Genomic DNA, 17172 nt, shown 5'->3' with positions numbered 1-17172 from the left:
TCCCGAATTTCAATTCGTCATTCAAGCGTCGCAATCACCCAGGCGCTGCTGCGAACTTTTCATCGTCATGGTCATGGTCTGACCGTCCGGCCCTTCGCCGTTCATGGTCATGTTCATTTCCGACGATGTTTCGGTGCCGGTTCCCGTCATGACCATGCGGGCCGTGCCCTGTCCTTCCGCCTTGCAGTTCATGACCGCATCGATGCTGCCGCCCTCGACATCGAATTTTTCGAATGTGCAATCCGAATTGCTGTCCTGCGCCTGCCGGGCCATTTCCTCGAAGCCCTTGTCCGCTTCTTCCTTGGTCAGGCAGTATTCGTGCGATTGCGCTTCCTTGTCGAACATGCTGCGCATCATGTCCTGTACCTGCTCGGGCGCTCCTGGCATGGATACGTCGACGAATTCCACCGTGGCGCGATACTTGCCCGGCTGCGGTCGGACCATGTCGGCCGACCTTGCGGCTGCCTCTTCCATACTGATCTCGCCATCGCCATCGGGGTCCGCATTGCTGCCTCCACAGGCGGCGAGAGTCAGGCTGGCGACAGCGGCAATCACGAAACGGCGCATCGAATATTCTCCCGAATTGGTGCCCGAAAGCTAGCAGTCGGATCGCCCTTGGCAAGCACCGTTGCGCCTTGCTCCCATGTTCCCCATATGTGCGCATATGAGTGAACTCGTCATCCGCCGCGGCCTCGAAGAACCCGACACAACCGGCGAATTCGTCCCTCACAAACCTGCCCGCCCGGAAAAGTCGATGGGCGGCAAGAAGTTCAAGCTCGTCAGCGAATATACGCCCGCCGGCGATCAGCCTACTGCGATTGCCGAACTGACGGGCGCCGCCAAGGATGGCGAACAGACGCAGGTGCTCCTCGGTGTTACCGGATCGGGCAAGACATTCACCATGGCCAAGGTGATCGAGGAATTGCAGCGCCCTGCGCTGATCCTCGCGCCGAACAAGATTCTGGCTGCGCAGCTCTACGGCGAATTCAAGAGCTTCTTCCCAGAAAACGCCGTCGAATATTTCGTATCCTATTACGACTATTACCAGCCCGAAGCCTATGTCCCGCGGTCCGACACCTACATCGAGAAGGAAAGCTCGGTAAACGAAGCGATCGACCGGATGCGCCACTCGGCAACGCGCGCCCTGCTTGAACGTGACGACGTGATCATCGTCGCCTCCGTATCCTGCCTCTACGGTATCGGTTCGGTCGAAACCTATTCCGCGATGATCTTCGACATCAAGAAGGACACGCAGGTCGACCAGCGCGAGCTCATCCGCAAGCTCGTGGCTTTGCAGTACAAGCGCAACGATGCGGCTTTCGCACGCGGCAATTTCCGCGTCCGCGGCGACAATCTCGAAATCTTCCCGTCCCACTATGAAGACATGGCCTGGCGCGTCAGTTTCTTTGGCGACGAGATCGAGGAGATCAGCGAATTCGACCCGCTGACCGGCAAGAAGGGCGCCAGCCTCGACAAGGTGCGGGTCTATGCGAACTCGCACTACGTCACGCCGGGGCCGACGATGAAACAGGCCGCCGAAGCCATCAAGTTCGAATTGCAGGAACGGCTGAAGGAACTGCACGAAGAAGGGCGGCTGCTCGAAGCTCAACGCCTCGAACAGCGGACCAATTTCGATCTCGAAATGATCGCGGCAACGGGCAGCTGCGCCGGGATCGAGAATTATAGCCGCTTCCTCACTGGCCGCCTTCCTGGCGAACCGCCGCCGACCCTGTTCGAATATCTGCCTGAAAACGCCCTGCTGTTCGTCGACGAAAGTCACCAGACCGTGCCGCAGATCGGCGCGATGGCGCGCGGGGACCACCGCCGGAAGATCACCTTGGCCGAATACGGTTTCCGGCTGCCGTCGTGCATCGACAATCGCCCGCTGCGGTTCAACGAATGGGACGCGATGCGCCCGCAGACCTTCGCGGTCAGCGCCACGCCGGGCACGTGGGAAATGGAACAGACCGGCGGCGTTTTTGCCGAACAGGTCATCCGCCCCACCGGCCTGATCGACCCACCGGTCGAAATCAAGCCGGTCGAAGATCAGGTTCAGGACTGCATCGAGGAATGCAAGGCGACGGCCGCCAAGGGCTATCGCACGCTTGTCACCACGCTGACCAAGCGCATGGCGGAAGATCTGACCGAATTCATGCACGAAGCGGGCGTTCGCGTGCGCTACATGCACTCCGATGTCGAAACGCTGGAGCGTATCGAACTGATCCGCGACCTGCGTCTCGGCGTCTACGATGTGCTCGTTGGCATCAACCTTTTGCGCGAAGGTCTCGATATTCCCGAATGCGGCCTCGTCTGTATTCTCGATGCCGATAAGGAAGGCTTCCTGCGCAGCGAAACCAGCCTCATCCAGACCATCGGCCGTGCCGCGCGAAACGTGGAAGGCCGCGTCATCCTTTACGCCGATCGCATCACCGGCAGCATGGAACGGGCGATGGCCGAAACCGACCGGCGCCGGGAAAAGCAGCGCGAATACAACGAAGAACACGGCATCACGCCGCAGACGATCAAGCGCCAGATCGCCGATATCGTCGCCCATACCGCCGCACAGGACGGCGTCACCGTCGATACGGGCGATGACGAGCGCAACAATCTCGTCGGCCACAATCTGCGGGCCTACATCGAAGATCTCGAAAAGCGCATGCGTACGGCTGCTGCCGATCTCGAATTCGAAGAAGCCGGGCGCCTGCGCGACGAAATCCGCCGCCTCGAGAATGACGAGCTCGGCCTCGGAGACGAGGAAAAGAAAGCTCCGCGCGTCGGTCGCAGCGATGCCGGGCGTCCGGGAACGCGCAAGACGCGCTACGGAAAGACCCGCTATAAACGGATGGGCGGCAAACCCTGATCGACGGACGTATTTGACGCGGCTTCGCCTCCCCCCTCATAGACTGTCCGACAAGGGGGACCGAACACCGTGACAAAGAACCGTATTCTCGCCGGCCTGTGCGCCGCCACCGCCCTGACGCTGGCCCCGCAGGCCGTCGCTGCACAGGACAGCACCGACGCCGCGGTGGCTGCCGAACAGCCCCTCACCATCGAACCGCAGGTCCGCACCCGCGACATGACGGGCACGTTCGGCGGGCAGCGCGTTTCCTACAGGGCCACCATCGCCGAGACCGTGCTCAAGGCCGACGACGGCAAGCCGGAAGCGGTCATCGTCACCACCAGCTACGTGAAGCAGCCCCGCGACACCTCGCGCCCCGTCTTCTTCCTCTTCAACGGCGGCCCGGGCTCGGGCTCGGTATGGCTGCAAATGGGTGCCTTTGGCCCCAAACGCGTCGCGATCCCCTCCGACGCGCGCGACGATGGCGCGCCGCCCTACCCGCTGCTCGACAACCCCGACAGTCTGCTCGACGTCGCCGATCTCGTCTTCATCGATCCCCCCGGGACCGGCTTCAGCTATCTGACTGAGGGCACCGATCCGAAGAAGTATTACGGGCTGGAACCCGACGCAGAGGCGGTCGCCAAGGTCATACGCCTGTGGCTCAACAACAATGGCCGCTGGAACAGCCCGAAGTATCTCGGCGGCGAAAGCTACGGCACCACACGCACCGCGATGGTGGCCCGCGAACTGGAAGGCGCGACGTACAACGACGTCGGGCTCAACGGGCTGATCCTGATCTCGACGATCCTCGATTTCGCAGGACGCGAGCCTACACCGGGCAATGAGCTCGCCTATCTGGTGACCCTGCCCAACATGGCGGCGGCGGCCTATTATCATGGCAAGGTCCAGGCCCCCTCGGTCGAAGCGATCGTGGAGGAAGCGCGCCAGTTCGCGATCGGGCCGTTCGCAACCGCCCTGCTCAAGGGACAGGATCTTCCCGATGCGGAACGCGCATCCGTCCGTGCCGAACTGTCGCGCCTGACCGGCCTGTCCGAGCAATATCTGGACAATGCCGACCTGCGCGTGACGGACCAGCGTTTCTACAAGGAACTGCTGCGCGACCGGGGCCTCACCATCGGGCGGCTCGATTCTCGCTATACCGGCCAGGATTACGACAATGCGGGCGAGTACCCTGACGACGATCCCAGCTTCTATGGCATCGATGCAGGCTACACCGCGGCAATCAACAGCTGGGCACGCGACACATTGGGCTTCGAAACCGATCGCGAATACCAGTCCATCGGTCGAGAACCGGGCCGCAACTGGCAGTGGACGCTCAATCAGGGACGCGGTGCCTATCTCAACGTCGCCCCCTTTATCGGGCAGGCCATGCGACAGAACTCCGGCCTCAGGACATTCGTCGCGCAAGGATATTACGATTTCGCCACGCCCTTTTTCGGTGCGGAATACTCTCTGAACCGGACGGGCATTCCGCAGGATCGTGTGGAGTTCCATTATTACCATGCCGGCCACATGATGTATGTGCGCGACGAGGATCGGGCCAAGCTGTCGAGCGATATTCGCGCCTTCATCCGCAGCGGACGCTGAGGATAGCTTCGGCTGGCAGCTTGAACGCCGTCACGCCTGTGTCATAGGCCGAAAATGCGTCGCACACTCGCCCTCCTTCCGCTCGCGCTTCTGGCCGCTTGCAAACCGCCGGCTTCGGACGACTATATCGAGCGTGCGAGGATCGACGAACCCGCCGAGGGCCCGTCGGAACCGATCGATTCCCCCGACACGGACGACGCGATCTGGGCACCGGCCGAAGAAGGCGCGCGTCTGCTCTACGGCAATCCCGGCGAACATCCCCTGTTCGCGATCGAGTGCCTCAGCGACGGCAGCGAGCCCATGCTCGGCTATACGCGCTTCGCCCGCGCGGATGCCCATGCCAAGGCGATCCTTGCCCTGATCGGCAATGGCCACGTTTCACGGCTCAATATCGATGCTGTGCAGATCGGCGATATATGGCGCTGGGAAGGCGCCATAGAAGCGGACGACCGGCGGCTCGACGCGTTGACCGGACGGCGCGAGGTAGAAGCGACGGTGCCCGGCGCGGGAAGCGTCATTCTCAATGCGAGTGCGTTGCCCGGCGAATTGGTCGAACGCTGTCGCAATCTTACCGAACCGCTTACTGCGGAGCAGCCGATGCCTGCGCCTTCTTCACCAGAAGATCCGGCGTAAGCACCTGCGGCAACTGCTCGGCATCGCCGCCGGGTTCGTACCAAAGATAAAGCGGCACGCCGGCGGCTCCCTGCTCGTTCAGCATCCGGCTGATTTCCTCATCGGGCTGAGTCCAATCTCCGCGCATGGCAACGACCCCGGCCTGCTCGAAAGCAGCTCGAGTAGCCTCGCGTTCGATTGCTACACCCTCATTGACTTTGCAGGTGACGCACCAGTCAGCGGTAAACCATACGAACACGGGCTTGCCCGCCGTTCGCGCCTCGGTCAGCGCCGCTTCGCTATACTCGACCGGATCAAGCAGGCTTGCCTCGGACGCCGCCTGCGCTTCGGGCTTCGGCAATACCACTATGCCCAAAGCCATTACGGCAAGCAGGGCCACCATCGCTATTCGCGCGCTGCCGCGACCGGTCCGTTGAAAACGGCCGATTACCGCCAGACCGACAAGCACAAGCACGGCCAACAGCGCCACGAGCGCCAGATATCCCGCCCCCCCGATCCGCCACACCAGCCATGCCAAGGCGATTGCCGTGAGGCCCATGGGCAAAGCCATCCAGCGACGGAAGGTTTCCATCCAGCTTCCCGGTTTCGGCAAACGGCGACGGATAGCGGGAACGAAGCCGATCAGCAGAAACGGTAACGCCAAACCGACGCCAAGTGCGACAAAGACGAGCAAACCATAAATCGGTTGAATAACGAGCGCAGTACCAAGCGCCACGGCCATGAATGGTCCCGTACAGGGTGTCGCGACGAAAGCGGCCAGCAAGCCGGTCGAGAAGGAGCCGCCGCGGGACGGCGCTCCGCCCGAAATCGCTACTCCCGGCACTTCGAACAATCCGGCGAAATTGGCGGTGATCGCCAGAGATAGCAAAAACAGGCCGACCACTACGATCGGCTGCTGCAACTGGAATGCCCAACCCACCTGTTCACCCGCCGAACGGAGTAACAGGATTGCAGCCCCCAACCCAGCACAGGCGATCACTACGCCGGCTGTATACGCAAGAGCATCGCGCCGCGCCCCGCGTTCTTCGCCACCGGCCTTGGCCAGTGCCAGCGCCTTGAGGCTGAGGATCGGAAAGACGCAGGGCATGACGTTCAGCAACAGACCGCCTGCCAATGCAGCGAGAAGCAATTGCCAAAGCACCGGTTCCGCATCACCGCCACGGATCGGCTTTGCCCCTTCTAGCGGCACGTCCCCCGGCTGCGCAGCGAAGCGCACTCCGCGACCCTCGCCCAGATCGAGTATGCCGCCGATCGTTGCGGGTCTTGGATCGGCGCCCGGGTTGGCACTGCTTGTCTGCGCCAGGCGCTCGATCGGAATTTCTGCAACCAGTAGATTGCCTTCGCTGATGAAAGTTTGCGTCGCGGTGTAAATGGGCCTGTCGCCCTCGCCCAGTTCGCCCGTGTCGAGAAAAACATGCAGATCGCCGAGCGCTGTTTGGGACGGAATGGGAATTCCAATACGCAGATGCGTCGCCGTGAATTGGAAATGCGCAGGGCTGTCGAGTTGCGGCACGATGGCGGATTGCCAACCGGCAAAGCGCGGATCAGCCGAAATGTTCGAGGGATCCAGTGAGAGCCTCGCCTGCTGGGGGACGCAAATAGTATCCGTGCAGGCGAGATAGCTCGCCGTAACCGCGATCGGACCGGCCTTGCCCACGTCAGCGCCCGACGGCACCGAAACCGGTACCAGCACAGCGTATTCGCCCTCGTACACGTGGTTCATAAGGCCGCCGATTACCAACCGATGCGGCATGGGGTACAGCGCATCACCCGCCTCCCATCCGTCCGGCAGCTGCCAGTCGAGCTGCATACCAAGGCCGGCATCGCCGGGGTTGGACCAGTAGCCGTGCCATTCGGGCGTCGATGGTGAAAAATGTAGCGCGACCATCCACGTATCGCCGGGCACCGGCGCACCGTCCGCCGCGATTTCCACCGGCATCCGGTCGCTACCGGGCCCGCGAATTTCCTGTTGCGCACTGGCCGGCAGCGCGAGCGCCAGCAAAACCAGCATCGCCAGTGCGGCAAGCCGCTCCATAATCCTTGCGTGGGTCACGTCCGCCGCTCTAGGGACACACCCTATGACAGACAAGCGAGACCTGCTGATCCTGGGCGGCGGCCTGGTGGGCATGACACTGGCGATGGCCGCTGCGAAAAAAGGGCTGTCCAGCCATCTTGTCGATCGGGCCGATCCGGCAAGCCTAACCGCAGAAGGTTTCGACGGACGCGCATCCGCGATTTCCACCGCCAGCTGGCGTCTTTTTCGTCATCTCGGGCTTCACGACGTCCTTGAACCGCATGGGTGCGATATCGCAGCCATTGCCGTCCTGGACCAGATGAAATCCGGTCGGCTGGACTTCAGGCCTGAACCGCACGAGGGCACCCTGGGCCGGATGTTCGCCAACCGCCAGCTGCGACTTGCCCTGCACGAAGCGGCAGCGAAAGAACCATTGATCGAATGGCATGCACCGGTTGAAATCGCCTCACGCGAACGGGGCGAGTTCAGCGTATCGGCCACCCTTGGTGATGGCCGCGTGCTCGAAGCAGCCTTGATGGTTGGTGCCGAAGGCCGGGGATCGCCCAGCCGCGATGAGGCAGGGTTCAAGATGGCGAGCTGGGATTACAGCCACCGCGCCATGATCGCTGGCCTGGACCACAGCAAGCCTCATGAGAACGTGGCATGGGAGATATTCTACCCTGACGGTCCCTTCGCTCTGCTGCCCATGCTCGATGGACCGGCCGGCCAGCATCGCAGTGCACTGGTGTGGACGGTCGACGAGAAGGATGCGGCGGGTGTATTGAAACTGTCCGATCGCGCCTTCCTGGCCGAAGTCCACAAACGCATGGGCGACCTGCTCGGCGAACTGACGCTCAACAGTGGACGGTCGTCCTATCCACTCAGCTTCCAGCATACAGCGAAAATCGTAGAGCATCGCCTCGCGCTGATTGGCGACAGCGCGCATGGTATGCACCCGATTGCGGGTCAGGGTCTCAATCTCGGCCTCCGGGACGTCGGAGCGCTGGTGGAAGTGCTCGACGAGGCGATCCGGCTCGGTCTCGATCTTGGGGATGCACAGGTGCTCAAGAAATATGAAGAATGGCGGGCGCTGGATGCGCTGATGGTCATGGGCGCGACCGACAGCCTGACACGGATCTTCGGTGTACCCGGCAAATCGGCAAGCGCCGTACGCCGTCTGGGCATGGCAGGAATTCAGCGTTCGGGGTGGCTCAAGCGCTTCTTCATGGACGAAGCCCGCGGTATTTCGGGAAAGCTTCCCCAACTGCTCAAAGCCTAGCTTTCGTCAGCGGGGCTCGGCTGTTCGATCCTGTTCCCCGCCCCGTCGCGTAGCCGGCGAGGCTCCAGCACCGCAGCGGTTTCGATAAGATCGAGCGCACGCTGCACAGCGGCATAGCGCTCTGCATCGCGGATCCAACCTTCCGCGCTGCTGGCGCCGGGCAGATTGCGAACCTCGGCAATAGCGGAATCCGTCCGCCCGCTTTCGAGGAACAAACGCGCCCGATCAAGCCGGCGTTGCGGTTGCGGAGACGGCGCGCTTTCCCGGCGCACAACGAATAGCTGCGAGAGTTCCTCGCTCAGGCGCGCAAAGCCGAACTGACCGTTGGTTTCGGAAAGCCGCGGCGAAAGTCCTTCAAGCCGCGCTATCAGCTGGTCCAGCGTGATCGGATTGCGGCTGGTGCGGATGATCGTGTCCACTGCATTGGGCATCGCATCGCCAAAGCGCAATCTCAACTGGTCGGAGAGGTAACCGAGCTCCGCGCCTTTTTCGAGAGCGCGGCGCGTGGCGAAGGCGATCAGCAATCCTTCAGCGCGGGCCGTGTTGCCGGCCGCGGCCTGAGCCTGCAGGTCCAGCCGCGCGAGCCGCTGCTCCGCTGCAGCCAGCCGGCTGTCGATACCGCCCTGCTGTTCGGCAACACGCTGTACCGCTTCCCGTGCCGCCTGGCTTGCCGTCGCCCTGGGGGTCGGTACGGGAGACGAAGCCGGACTGGACAGCGTTTGCGGCTTGGATGGGGCGTTACCCGTTGCGGCGGGCGCGCGGTCCGTCATGGAGTAGACGGCATAACCTGCCACGGCCCCGCCCAGCAGGAAACTTGCAAGCACGGCCACAAGAACGGGCTTCGCCGAAGGCCCCTTGCGCCGGGTACTGGTGTAATCGTTCATGTGCTTCCGTTCTGCGACCCACTCGTCCCGCTGACGCGGACCCTCCAGCCCATTACTCGTCGGTCTGGCACAAAGCTCGCGCCAAGGCCAGTAGCTCGCTGTCTCCGGGGGCGTCTGCAATTTCGACGGATCGCCAACCCTCGCCCGCCATTTCCGCGACACGGGGCCCGATCACTGCCAGATCGACTTGCGATCGGTCCATTTCATGGCGGTCGAATTCAACCTGCAGTCGCTCGGCCGCGGCGCCGGAATGCAGCGCAACGACGCCGCCCGTGCGCAGCCGCGCGATATCCTCGTCCGTCATGCTTTGCGGGACAGCTCGATAGATGATCTTCGTCTCTATCCTGATCTTTTCCGGCAGGCGCAAGGTTACGCGGTCCTCGCCCGCAAGCCGCAGCAGATGGAGTTCGCGGCCATCCAGCTCGTTTAGCAGGGATTGCAAGCCGCCCCGCCCTGTCCGGCCGATCAGAAAACCCGCATTGCGCGCAGCATCGGCGGTTGCATCGCCCACTGCGTGGACCGGCAATTTGGTCAGCCGGTCGATCTGCTTTCCGCCGTGACGGAACACATTGGCACTGCCAACCAGCAGGCCGTCGAACTGTTCGGGATCCGGCACTTCCCAATCGACGGGTTCGACCGTGAACAAGGGCGCTCCCGATACCTCAAGGCCCATGTCCAGCGCCGTTTTCGAACTGACCGACCAACCCGGCTCCGGCCGAAAGAGAAACAGTGTCTTCATGTCGCTTCCCCGAAATGTTCGGCAACTTCGGGCGGCGCATTGTTCAGCAACGTCCGCGCAAGTTCGAGCGGGGCCTGATCGTCGCCAACCTCGAATTCGGCGGCATCGGCAATACGCACAGTGCCGTCGGGACTGAAGATTGCCGCATTCAATTCGATCCGCCCCGCAGATATCCGCGACAGCGCCGCGATCGGACTGCTGCACGATCCCCCGAGCCCTTCGAGCAGGCGGCGTTCCGCAGCGATTTCCGCATGACTTTTCACGTGATCGATACCAGCCAGCAATTCGCGCGTTCGCGCATCGTCACGCCGGCATTCGATCCCAATCGCGGCCTGCGCTGGAGCAGGCAACCAGACCTGTGGGTCTAGCCGCACGCCGACATCGTCTTCTCCGAGCCGATCGAGACCGGCCGCTGCCAGAAATGTTGCGTCAGCCTCCCCGGCTTTCAATTTCGCCATACGCGTGGCCACATTGCCGCGAATGCCGACTACCGTCACGTCCGGGCGCAGATGCAATAGCTGTGCGGCGCGGCGCGGCGCACTGGTACCGACCCGTGCGCCTGCCGGAATTTCGGCTATCGAGGCAGCCCCCAGCAATCGGTCCGCCTTGTCCGCCCGAGGCAGGATCGCTGCGATAGCGATGACGTCGGGTCGAATGGTTTCGACATCTTTCATCGAATGGACCGCGGCATCGATACGCTCTTCCACCAGCCATTGATCGAGTTCGCGGGTCCAGAGCGCCTTGCCACCGATTTCGGCCAGGGGACGATCCTGCACCTTGTCGCCGCTCGCCACGACTGGGACCAGTTCGACTGCCGATTCGTCCCAGCCATGAGCTGCGCACAGCCTTGCACGCGCCTCGTGCGCCTGCGCCATGGCAAGCGGTGAGCGGCGGGTTCCAAGTCGGAGAATAGGTTGGACTGGCATAGGGTCCGCTTGCCCTAGCGAGCCATGCCGCTAAGGGAAAGCGGGATGGCACTGGTTCTCGGCATAGAAAGTTCGTGCGACGAAACCGCAGTCGCACTCGTCGACAGCGACCGTCGCATCGTGGCGCAGCGCATCGCATCGCAGGATGCGGAACATGCGCCGTTCGGCGGCGTCGTCCCGGAAATTGCCGCGCGCGCCCATGCCGAACGGCTTGCTCCGATGATCGACGGCGTGCTCACCGATGCCAATATCGCGCTGACGGATTGCGATGCGATTGCCGCCACCGCCGGGCCCGGCCTCATCGGGGGTGTCATGGTCGGCCTGGTCAGCGCGAAGGCGCTCGCAATGGCCACCGACATTCCCCTCATTGCGGTAAACCACCTCGAAGGCCATGCTTTGAGCCCCCGCCTTGCCGACAAAAGCATCGACTTTCCTTATGCCTTGCTTCTCGTATCCGGCGGCCACTGCCAGATCCTCATGGTTAACGGCGTGGGCCAATATCGCCGGCTGGCCACGACCATCGATGACGCGCTGGGCGAGGCTTTCGACAAGACGGCAAAAATCCTGAAGCTGGGATTTCCCGGCGGTCCGGCGGTCGAGCGCAAGGCGATGGAGGGTAATCCCCGCGCCGTTCCGCTCCCGCGTCCGATGGTCGGCAGCGGCGAACCGCACTTTTCGTTTGCCGGGCTTAAGAGTGCGGTCCTGCGCGCGCACGAAAGTGGCCGGTACGAAGTGGCCGACATAGCAGCCAGCTTCCAGCAGGCTGCCGTGGACTGTGTAACCGATCGGTTGCGTATCGCGCTTCGATCCATGATCGGCGTGGATACCCTCGTTGTAGCAGGGGGCGTCGCCGCGAATGCCACTGTTCGGAGCGAATTGGAAAAGCTGGCAGCCGATCACGGCATGCGCTTCGCGGCTCCGCCGCCAGCACTTTGTACCGATAACGCAGCAATGATCGCGTGGGCAGGGATCGAACGCCTCGGTCAGTCGGACCCGCTTGATATTTCCGCCCGTCCACGCTGGCCGCTCGATCCCGAAGCGGAGCCGGTACGCGGCGCAGGAGTAAAGGCATGAGTGGCGGGCACCACGGTCGCGTCGGCGTTCTCGGAGCGGGCGCTTGGGGCACGGCACTTGCCCAAATGCTGGCGAGCGATGGACGGGAGGTGCTCATTTGGGCGCGCGAGCGAGAACTCGTCGACGAAATCAATTCGGCGCGCTCGAATTCGATTTATCTGCCGACTGCCACCTTGGCAGATACCATCCACGCAACCGGCGATCTGGTCGAAATGGCCAAACTCGACGCTCTGCTTGTGGTGACGCCGGCCCAGCATATGGGCAATGTGCTCGCTGCCATGCCTGCTCACCCGCATGATCTCGTACTTTGTTCGAAAGGCATCGAAGCCGGCAGCGGGCGACTCATGAACCATGTCGCAAAGGATGTTGCCAAGGGCAGCGCCATCGCGGTCCTTTCCGGACCGACGTTCGCACATGAGGTCGCAGCGGGACTGCCGACGGCGGTAACCCTCGCCTGTGACGGCGGAGAGAAACAGTGGGACCGTATTTCTGCGATGATCGCACGGCCAACTTTCCGACCTTATTACTCCGATGACATTATCGGTGCGGAAATTGGCGGTTCTGTAAAGAATGTTCTCGCCATCGCCTGCGGCGTAGTCGACGGACTCGGTCTTGGCCAGAATGCACGCGCAGCCCTCATTGCTCGGGGCTATGCCGAAATGCTCCGGTTTGGCGAAGCACTCGGCGCTCGGGCCGAGACCTTGGCGGGATTGTGTGGTCTGGGCGATCTCGTATTGACCTGCTCATCCACTTCCAGTCGCAACTTCTCGCTCGGCAAGGCGCTGGGGGAAGGCAAGAGCGCCGATATTCTAATGGCGGATCGCCGCACCGTTGCAGAAGGTGCCCATACCGCACCCGTGCTCGTCGAACTCGCCGAGCAGCGGGGAGTTGCGATGCCCATTGTCGAAGCGGTGCACAGTTTGCTCACGGGCGGGGCACCGCGCGAAGTCGTCTCCGATCTCTTGTCCCGGCCACTACGGGCAGAACAGGGACCTGCCGGGTGACAGCGGAAAAACCGGACGAAGACCTCTCCGCCTTGGCAAAAGGTGGGCGGCAGAATTTCTTCGGCTTCATTCTGCGCCTTGTCGCGCGTCTGCCGTTCCTCTTCATCGCGGGACGCCTCTATGGCCCGGACGCTCTGGGTCGCTTCGCGTCGGCGCTGGTCGTGGTCGAACTGGTCGCGTTGATCTGTGCGATGGGCGAAAAGCGGGGCCTTGCGCAGCGTCTTTCCGATGGCGAGGGAGTGCATCCGGCGAACCTCGTTTACGATGGGATGCTGCTCGCAGTCCTGTTTTCGGCGCTGGCTGCCGTATTCTTCTGGTTCGTCCCTGCTCCCCTATTTCCCAGTGGGGAATATACCGAACTCGATCGGTTCATCGTCCTTGCGATCCCCGGCTACGCGTTGACGGAAATCGTCCTGGCAGCGCAGGCCTACAAGTACGATATTGCTACCACAGTTCGCGCACGCGCCGTGGTCGAACCCTGGACGATCTCGATCATGGCTGGGGCCTTCTATTTCGTGCCATCGATGAGCGAATCCGGACTTTCGATGGCATATCTGGCTTCGATATACGCAGGCTTGGCTACCGGGCTCTGGTCTTTCTTTCGCAGCTATGGTCCCCCGAAAGAATGGCGCCCCCACCCCACTTATATGAGCAAGATGACGGCGCGGGCGCTGCCACTGGCAACTGCAGATGCGATTGAATGGGGCACGCGGCGTGTCGACATCTTTATCCTTGGCCTCTTCGCGGCTCCTGCCGCAGTAGGCGTCTATTATATTGCCCAGCAGGTCGCCAGCCTGCCGCAAAAGCTCAAGACCAGTTTCGAACCGATCCTCGGCCCCGTCATTACCAAGAACCTGAAGACCAAGAACTACAAAGCCATCGCAAGCCAGATCTGCCAGGTCGGTTTTTGGATCGTGGCGATGCAAGCAGGTATCGCGCTCGCACTGGGTGTCCCGGGTGAAGCGGTGATGGGGTTGGTCGGGCCGGAATTCGTCGGCGGGACGGGCGCCCTCGCATTCCTGCTCGCGGCAGAAGTCGTCGCTGCTACGGCTGTCGTTTCGGAAGCGGTACTGGTTTATGTCGCCCGAGTGCGCAATTTGTGGATCTCGATCGCCACTATTGCACTGCAAGCGATACTAACGGTCGTGCTGATCGAGGCCATGGTTGCTGGCGGCTACGGCGAACCTTTCAAGGCAGCTGCTGCGGCAATTGCGCTCATGCTGGCTCTGGGCACCGCCAGCCTGGTCAAGGCCATGCTGCTGTCGAAAATTCTCGGCCAGCGGATCAACACCTTCCGCTGGCCGCTGGTATGGGCAGCAGCCCCCGCCGTCCTTGTTGGTTGGCTCGCCACGCGATTGCCCGAATGGGCCGAACTGATCATCGGCATCCCTGCAATCCTCGGCGTTTACGGTTTTATTATCTGGCGACGTGGCTTCGGGCCGGAAGATCGTGTCCTGTTCAAGCGAAATCTGGATAAGGAAGAAGCGGCTGCTGCGGATTGACGGCTTTCGTCGCTGACAGGAAACGTTCAGTCCGCATTAACCCCTCGATGATGTAACTCTGTATCAAGCCAACTGTCTTGGGGAGGACATCATATGCGTTTCGCCAATCTTGCCGCCGCTTGCGCTGCTGCCGCACTCATCGCGGGTTGTGCGTCAAAGCAAGGTGGCGAACAAATCGTCACAACCGGCGCCCGTACCGCTGCTACGGATGGCAAACTTCCTCCGCCGCCACCCCCGCCTCCGCCACCTCCGCCATCGCTCATGGCGCCGCAGGCTGTGATAGTTTCCGGCTCTCGAATGGCGCAAGAAACGGCTCCGGATACAACTGAAACATCCATTGCAGACGCTAACTACCGTTATTTTCCGCCCGTGTTCGTTCCGACGCCGCCCAGCCGGGACCAGTATGACGGTGACGAGGTGTCGTCGGTCAAGGTTGTAGCCAACGAACCCGTATCCACCTTCTCGGTCGATGTGGATACTGGCGCCTACACCAATGCGCGTCGCTTTATATCGGAAGGAAGCTTGCCGCCCAAAGGCGCGGTTCGGACCGAGGAATTCATCAACTACTTCCGCTACGATTATGAACGCCCGGACAGCATCGCGCAGCCCTTTACCGTCAATACCGATGTCGCTGTAACACCTTGGAACAGCAGTTCACACCTCTTGCGGATCGGGCTGGCTGGCTACGAGATGCCCGAACAGGAACGGCCGGCCGCAAACCTCGTCTTCCTGCTGGATGTATCCGGGTCCATGTCCAGCCGCGACAAGCTGCCGCTGGTCAAGACCGCCATGCGTCAGCTTGCGGGCATGCTGAGCGACAAGGACCGCGTCTCGATCGTCGTTTATGCGGGCGCCGCCGGTCTCGTTCTCGAACCCACGAATGACGAACGTAAGATCAAGGACGCGCTCAACCAGCTGGAAGCAGGCGGATCGACGGCCGGCGGAGCGGGCATCGAACTTGCCTATCGCGTGGCCGAAGCGAACCGGATCGACGGCGGCGTCAACCGCGTAATCCTGGCGACAGATGGCGATTTCAATGTCGGCACTTCGGATAGGGAATCTCTGATCGAACTGATCGAGAAAAAGCGCGAAACCGGCGTCACGCTATCTGTACTCGGCTTCGGCCGCGGCAATCTGAACGATGCGATGATGGAGCAGGTGGCCAATAACGGCAACGGCAACTACTCGTATATCGACAGCGCGTTGGAAGCCCGCAAGGTCTTGGGCGATGAAATGGGCGCCACGCTCTTTACCATCGCCAAGGATGTGAAGATTCAGGTCGAATTCAATCCGGCAGTGGTCAGCCAGTACCGCCTGGTTGGTTACGAAAACCGCATCCTGCGCGAAGAGGATTTCGACAACGATGCGATCGATGCGGGCGATATCGGCGCCGGCCATCAGGTCACGGCAATTTACGAGGTGGTCCCGGTTGGCGGCAAGGGTTGGATCCCGGCGCGTCGATACGAAGACCAGCCAGATGCAAAGGCCAGCCAACTCGCCGCCGAAGCGGCCTTCATCAAGTTGCGGTACAAACGGCCCGACGGCGACACGTCCACGCTGATCACCAGCACGCTGCCCAGCTCATCTTTGCAGACTACTCGCGCGCCAAGTGGTGATTTCGCATTTGCCGCTGCCGTAGCGGCATTCGGTCAGAAGCTGCGCGGCGATCCCATGTTGTCCGATTTTTCTTATCCGCAAATCGCCGCGCTTGCTGGCAAACAGACCGATTTCTGGCGGCAGGAGTTTGTTCAGTTGGTAAGGACGGCCGACGGGCTGGAATAGCGTCCTTGGCAGGAAGGGCGGATGATGGCTAAGAGCCATGCCATGCCGATCCGCCCATCCCTTGTCATCCTTGCCGGAGCCGTATTGACCGGCGCCAGCGCCTATCTGCTGGCCGAACCTATGGCACCCGGCTTCATCGAAGGTCTGGAAACAAGATCGGCGGCCGCTATCGAACAGGCAGGTGGCGGGAAGGTAACTGCACGGTTTGCAACGGAAAGTGGTCTTCCCACGCGCCATCCCATCCTGTCAGGGGGCGAAACGCTCAACGATTCCACGCGCGCCGATGTCGCACAGGCCGTCTACGCCGTCCCCGGCGTTGGCGGCGTCAGATGGAGTGATGGTTCCAGCAGGGCGGAAAGCCGCGAACAGGTCTATCAACCACTGCACTGCCAGGAAGACGTCGAAGGGTTGCTGCGCAGCAGATCCATACGGTTCGAGGAAGCCAGCACCGCGCTTCTGCCTGCCAGTCAGGTCCTGATTGACGAGGTGGCCGAAGCGCTGCGACCATGTCTCGGCTCTCTCATCGCCGTGACCGGGCACACCGACCAGCAAGGAAGTGATGAGGTCAATCTGGCACTCAGCGTGGAACGGGCCGAGGTCGTTCGCGAAGCACTGGTTCGCCGCGGTATCCCCCGCGATGGCTTGCGGGCAACCGGAGTGGGTTCGCGCCAGCCCGTCGAAGGGCTGACGCCCAGCGACCCAGCCAATCGCCGCATCGAATTTTCCGTTATTCGCACAGAACCCGTCCGCCCCACCCCGGTCGACACTCCGGGAGCACGCTGACATGCCATTGTGGTTCGAACTCGCTGCCCTGATGATCGCCGCCTACGGTGCCGGGATCGGCATCGGTTGGGTCATCTGGGGCAATCACGACCAAGACGAGGAATA

At 62.0% G+C, this 17172-nt stretch carries 14 protein-coding genes; 9 read left to right on the top strand and 5 right to left on the bottom strand.

The features are described from left to right. Nucleotides 1–21 precede the first annotated feature (21 nt). Nucleotides 22–567, bottom strand: coding sequence for a DUF3617 domain-containing protein (locus ACIGGE_RS15855; protein ID WP_397491070.1), 546 nt, complete (start codon nucleotides 565–567; stop codon nucleotides 22–24). A gap of 97 nt (nucleotides 568–664) precedes the next feature. Here ACIGGE_RS15855 and uvrB point away from each other — a divergent pair, with 97 nt between their 5' ends. The 3 genes from uvrB to ACIGGE_RS15840 all read left to right on the top strand — a co-directional run bounded on the left by uvrB (nucleotide 665) and on the right by ACIGGE_RS15840 (nucleotide 5080). After that, a complete protein-coding gene (gene uvrB / locus ACIGGE_RS15850; RefSeq protein WP_222827799.1) occupies nucleotides 665–2860 on the top strand; it encodes an excinuclease ABC subunit UvrB in 2196 nt (731 codons plus the stop codon). A gap of 69 nt (nucleotides 2861–2929) precedes the next feature. Next, complete coding sequence (locus tag ACIGGE_RS15845) at nucleotides 2930–4447, top strand: S10 family peptidase (RefSeq protein WP_397491069.1); 1518 nt, start codon at nucleotides 2930–2932, stop codon at nucleotides 4445–4447. Between the two features lie 54 nt (nucleotides 4448–4501). Then, on the top strand, nucleotides 4502–5080 hold the full coding sequence (locus ACIGGE_RS15840) for a hypothetical protein (protein WP_397491068.1): 579 nt from the start codon (nucleotides 4502–4504) through the stop codon (nucleotides 5078–5080). Here the strand turns inward: ACIGGE_RS15840 and ACIGGE_RS15835 are convergent. Continuing rightward, a complete protein-coding gene (locus ACIGGE_RS15835; protein WP_397491067.1) occupies nucleotides 5028–7133 on the bottom strand; it encodes a protein-disulfide reductase DsbD family protein in 2106 nt (701 codons plus the stop codon). The genes ACIGGE_RS15840 and ACIGGE_RS15835 overlap by 53 nt on opposite strands. 25 nt (nucleotides 7134–7158) lie before the next feature. On the opposite strand from ACIGGE_RS15835, the gene ACIGGE_RS15830 reads away from it, so the two are divergent. After that, nucleotides 7159–8373, top strand: a complete 1215-nt coding sequence (locus ACIGGE_RS15830) for an FAD-dependent monooxygenase (RefSeq protein ID WP_397491066.1) — start codon at nucleotides 7159–7161, stop codon at nucleotides 8371–8373. Here ACIGGE_RS15830 and ACIGGE_RS15825 read toward each other — a convergent pair. From ACIGGE_RS15825 to hemC, 3 genes are read right to left on the bottom strand one after another with little or no spacing between them, the layout of a single operon-like run. Beyond that, nucleotides 8370–9257, bottom strand: a complete 888-nt coding sequence (locus ACIGGE_RS15825; RefSeq protein ID WP_397491065.1) for a hypothetical protein — start codon at nucleotides 9255–9257, stop codon at nucleotides 8370–8372. The genes ACIGGE_RS15830 and ACIGGE_RS15825 overlap by 4 nt on opposite strands. A 52-nt stretch (nucleotides 9258–9309) precedes the next feature. Then, the gene (locus ACIGGE_RS15820) at nucleotides 9310–9996 is read right to left on the bottom strand and encodes a uroporphyrinogen-III synthase (protein WP_397491064.1); all 687 of its coding nucleotides are present in this window, start codon (nucleotides 9994–9996) and stop codon (nucleotides 9310–9312) included. Next, on the bottom strand, nucleotides 9993–10922 hold the full coding sequence (gene hemC / locus ACIGGE_RS15815; protein ID WP_397491063.1) for a hydroxymethylbilane synthase: 930 nt from the start codon (nucleotides 10920–10922) through the stop codon (nucleotides 9993–9995). The genes ACIGGE_RS15820 and hemC overlap by 4 nt, the downstream gene beginning before the upstream one ends. 45 nt (nucleotides 10923–10967) lie before the next feature. Between hemC and tsaD the strand changes: the two genes are divergently transcribed. From tsaD to ACIGGE_RS15790, 5 genes are all read left to right on the top strand, one after another. Continuing rightward, complete coding sequence (tsaD, locus tag ACIGGE_RS15810; RefSeq protein WP_397491062.1) at nucleotides 10968–11996, top strand: tRNA (adenosine(37)-N6)-threonylcarbamoyltransferase complex transferase subunit TsaD; 1029 nt, start codon at nucleotides 10968–10970, stop codon at nucleotides 11994–11996. Continuing rightward, nucleotides 11993–13000, top strand: coding sequence for an NAD(P)H-dependent glycerol-3-phosphate dehydrogenase (locus ACIGGE_RS15805; protein ID WP_397491061.1), 1008 nt, complete (start codon nucleotides 11993–11995; stop codon nucleotides 12998–13000). Before tsaD ends, ACIGGE_RS15805 begins: the two co-directional genes overlap by 4 nt. Beyond that, entirely contained in the window at nucleotides 12997–14502 is a 1506-nt protein-coding gene (locus ACIGGE_RS15800; protein WP_397491060.1) for a lipopolysaccharide biosynthesis protein, read from the top strand. Before ACIGGE_RS15805 ends, ACIGGE_RS15800 begins: the two co-directional genes overlap by 4 nt. A 297-nt stretch (nucleotides 14503–14799) precedes the next feature. Further along, nucleotides 14800–16284 (top strand): von Willebrand factor type A domain-containing protein, encoded by a 1485-nt coding sequence (locus tag ACIGGE_RS15795; protein WP_397491059.1) that lies wholly within the window; start codon nucleotides 14800–14802, stop codon nucleotides 16282–16284. A gap of 21 nt (nucleotides 16285–16305) precedes the next feature. Continuing rightward, complete coding sequence (locus tag ACIGGE_RS15790) at nucleotides 16306–17067, top strand: OmpA family protein (protein ID WP_234036537.1); 762 nt, start codon at nucleotides 16306–16308, stop codon at nucleotides 17065–17067. Nucleotides 17068–17172 lie beyond the last annotated feature (105 nt).

The sequence above is a fragment of the Qipengyuania sp. NPDC077410 genome (assembly GCF_044543405.1).
GTDB classification, from domain to species: Bacteria; Pseudomonadota; Alphaproteobacteria; order Sphingomonadales; family Sphingomonadaceae; genus Qipengyuania; species Qipengyuania pacifica.
Note: the sequence above shows the minus strand (reverse complement) of the source record. Positions and strands in the feature narration are given on the sequence as shown.

Excerpts from the sequence above, each read along its gene's own strand:
- ACIGGE_RS15825 (WP_397491065.1), bottom strand. The coding sequence starts at position 9,257 with ATGAACGATTACACCAGTACCCGGCGCAAGGGGCCTTCGGCGAAGCCC.
- ACIGGE_RS15790 (WP_234036537.1), top strand. The coding sequence starts at position 16,306 with ATGATGGCTAAGAGCCATGCCATGCCGATCCGCCCATCCCTTGTCATC.
- ACIGGE_RS15820 (WP_397491064.1), bottom strand. The coding sequence starts at position 9,996 with ATGAAGACACTGTTTCTCTTTCGGCCGGAGCCGGGTTGGTCGGTCAGT.
- hemC (WP_397491063.1), bottom strand. The coding sequence starts at position 10,922 with ATGCCAGTCCAACCTATTCTCCGACTTGGAACCCGCCGCTCACCGCTT.
- ACIGGE_RS15830 (WP_397491066.1), top strand. The coding sequence starts at position 7,159 with ATGACAGACAAGCGAGACCTGCTGATCCTGGGCGGCGGCCTGGTGGGC.
- ACIGGE_RS15795 (WP_397491059.1), top strand. The coding sequence starts at position 14,800 with ATGGCGCAAGAAACGGCTCCGGATACAACTGAAACATCCATTGCAGAC.
- ACIGGE_RS15840 (WP_397491068.1), top strand. The coding sequence starts at position 4,502 with ATGCGTCGCACACTCGCCCTCCTTCCGCTCGCGCTTCTGGCCGCTTGC.
- ACIGGE_RS15855 (WP_397491070.1), bottom strand. The coding sequence starts at position 567 with ATGCGCCGTTTCGTGATTGCCGCTGTCGCCAGCCTGACTCTCGCCGCC.
- uvrB (WP_222827799.1), top strand. The coding sequence starts at position 665 with ATGAGTGAACTCGTCATCCGCCGCGGCCTCGAAGAACCCGACACAACC.
- tsaD (WP_397491062.1), top strand. The coding sequence starts at position 10,968 with ATGGCACTGGTTCTCGGCATAGAAAGTTCGTGCGACGAAACCGCAGTC.
- ACIGGE_RS15805 (WP_397491061.1), top strand. The coding sequence starts at position 11,993 with ATGAGTGGCGGGCACCACGGTCGCGTCGGCGTTCTCGGAGCGGGCGCT.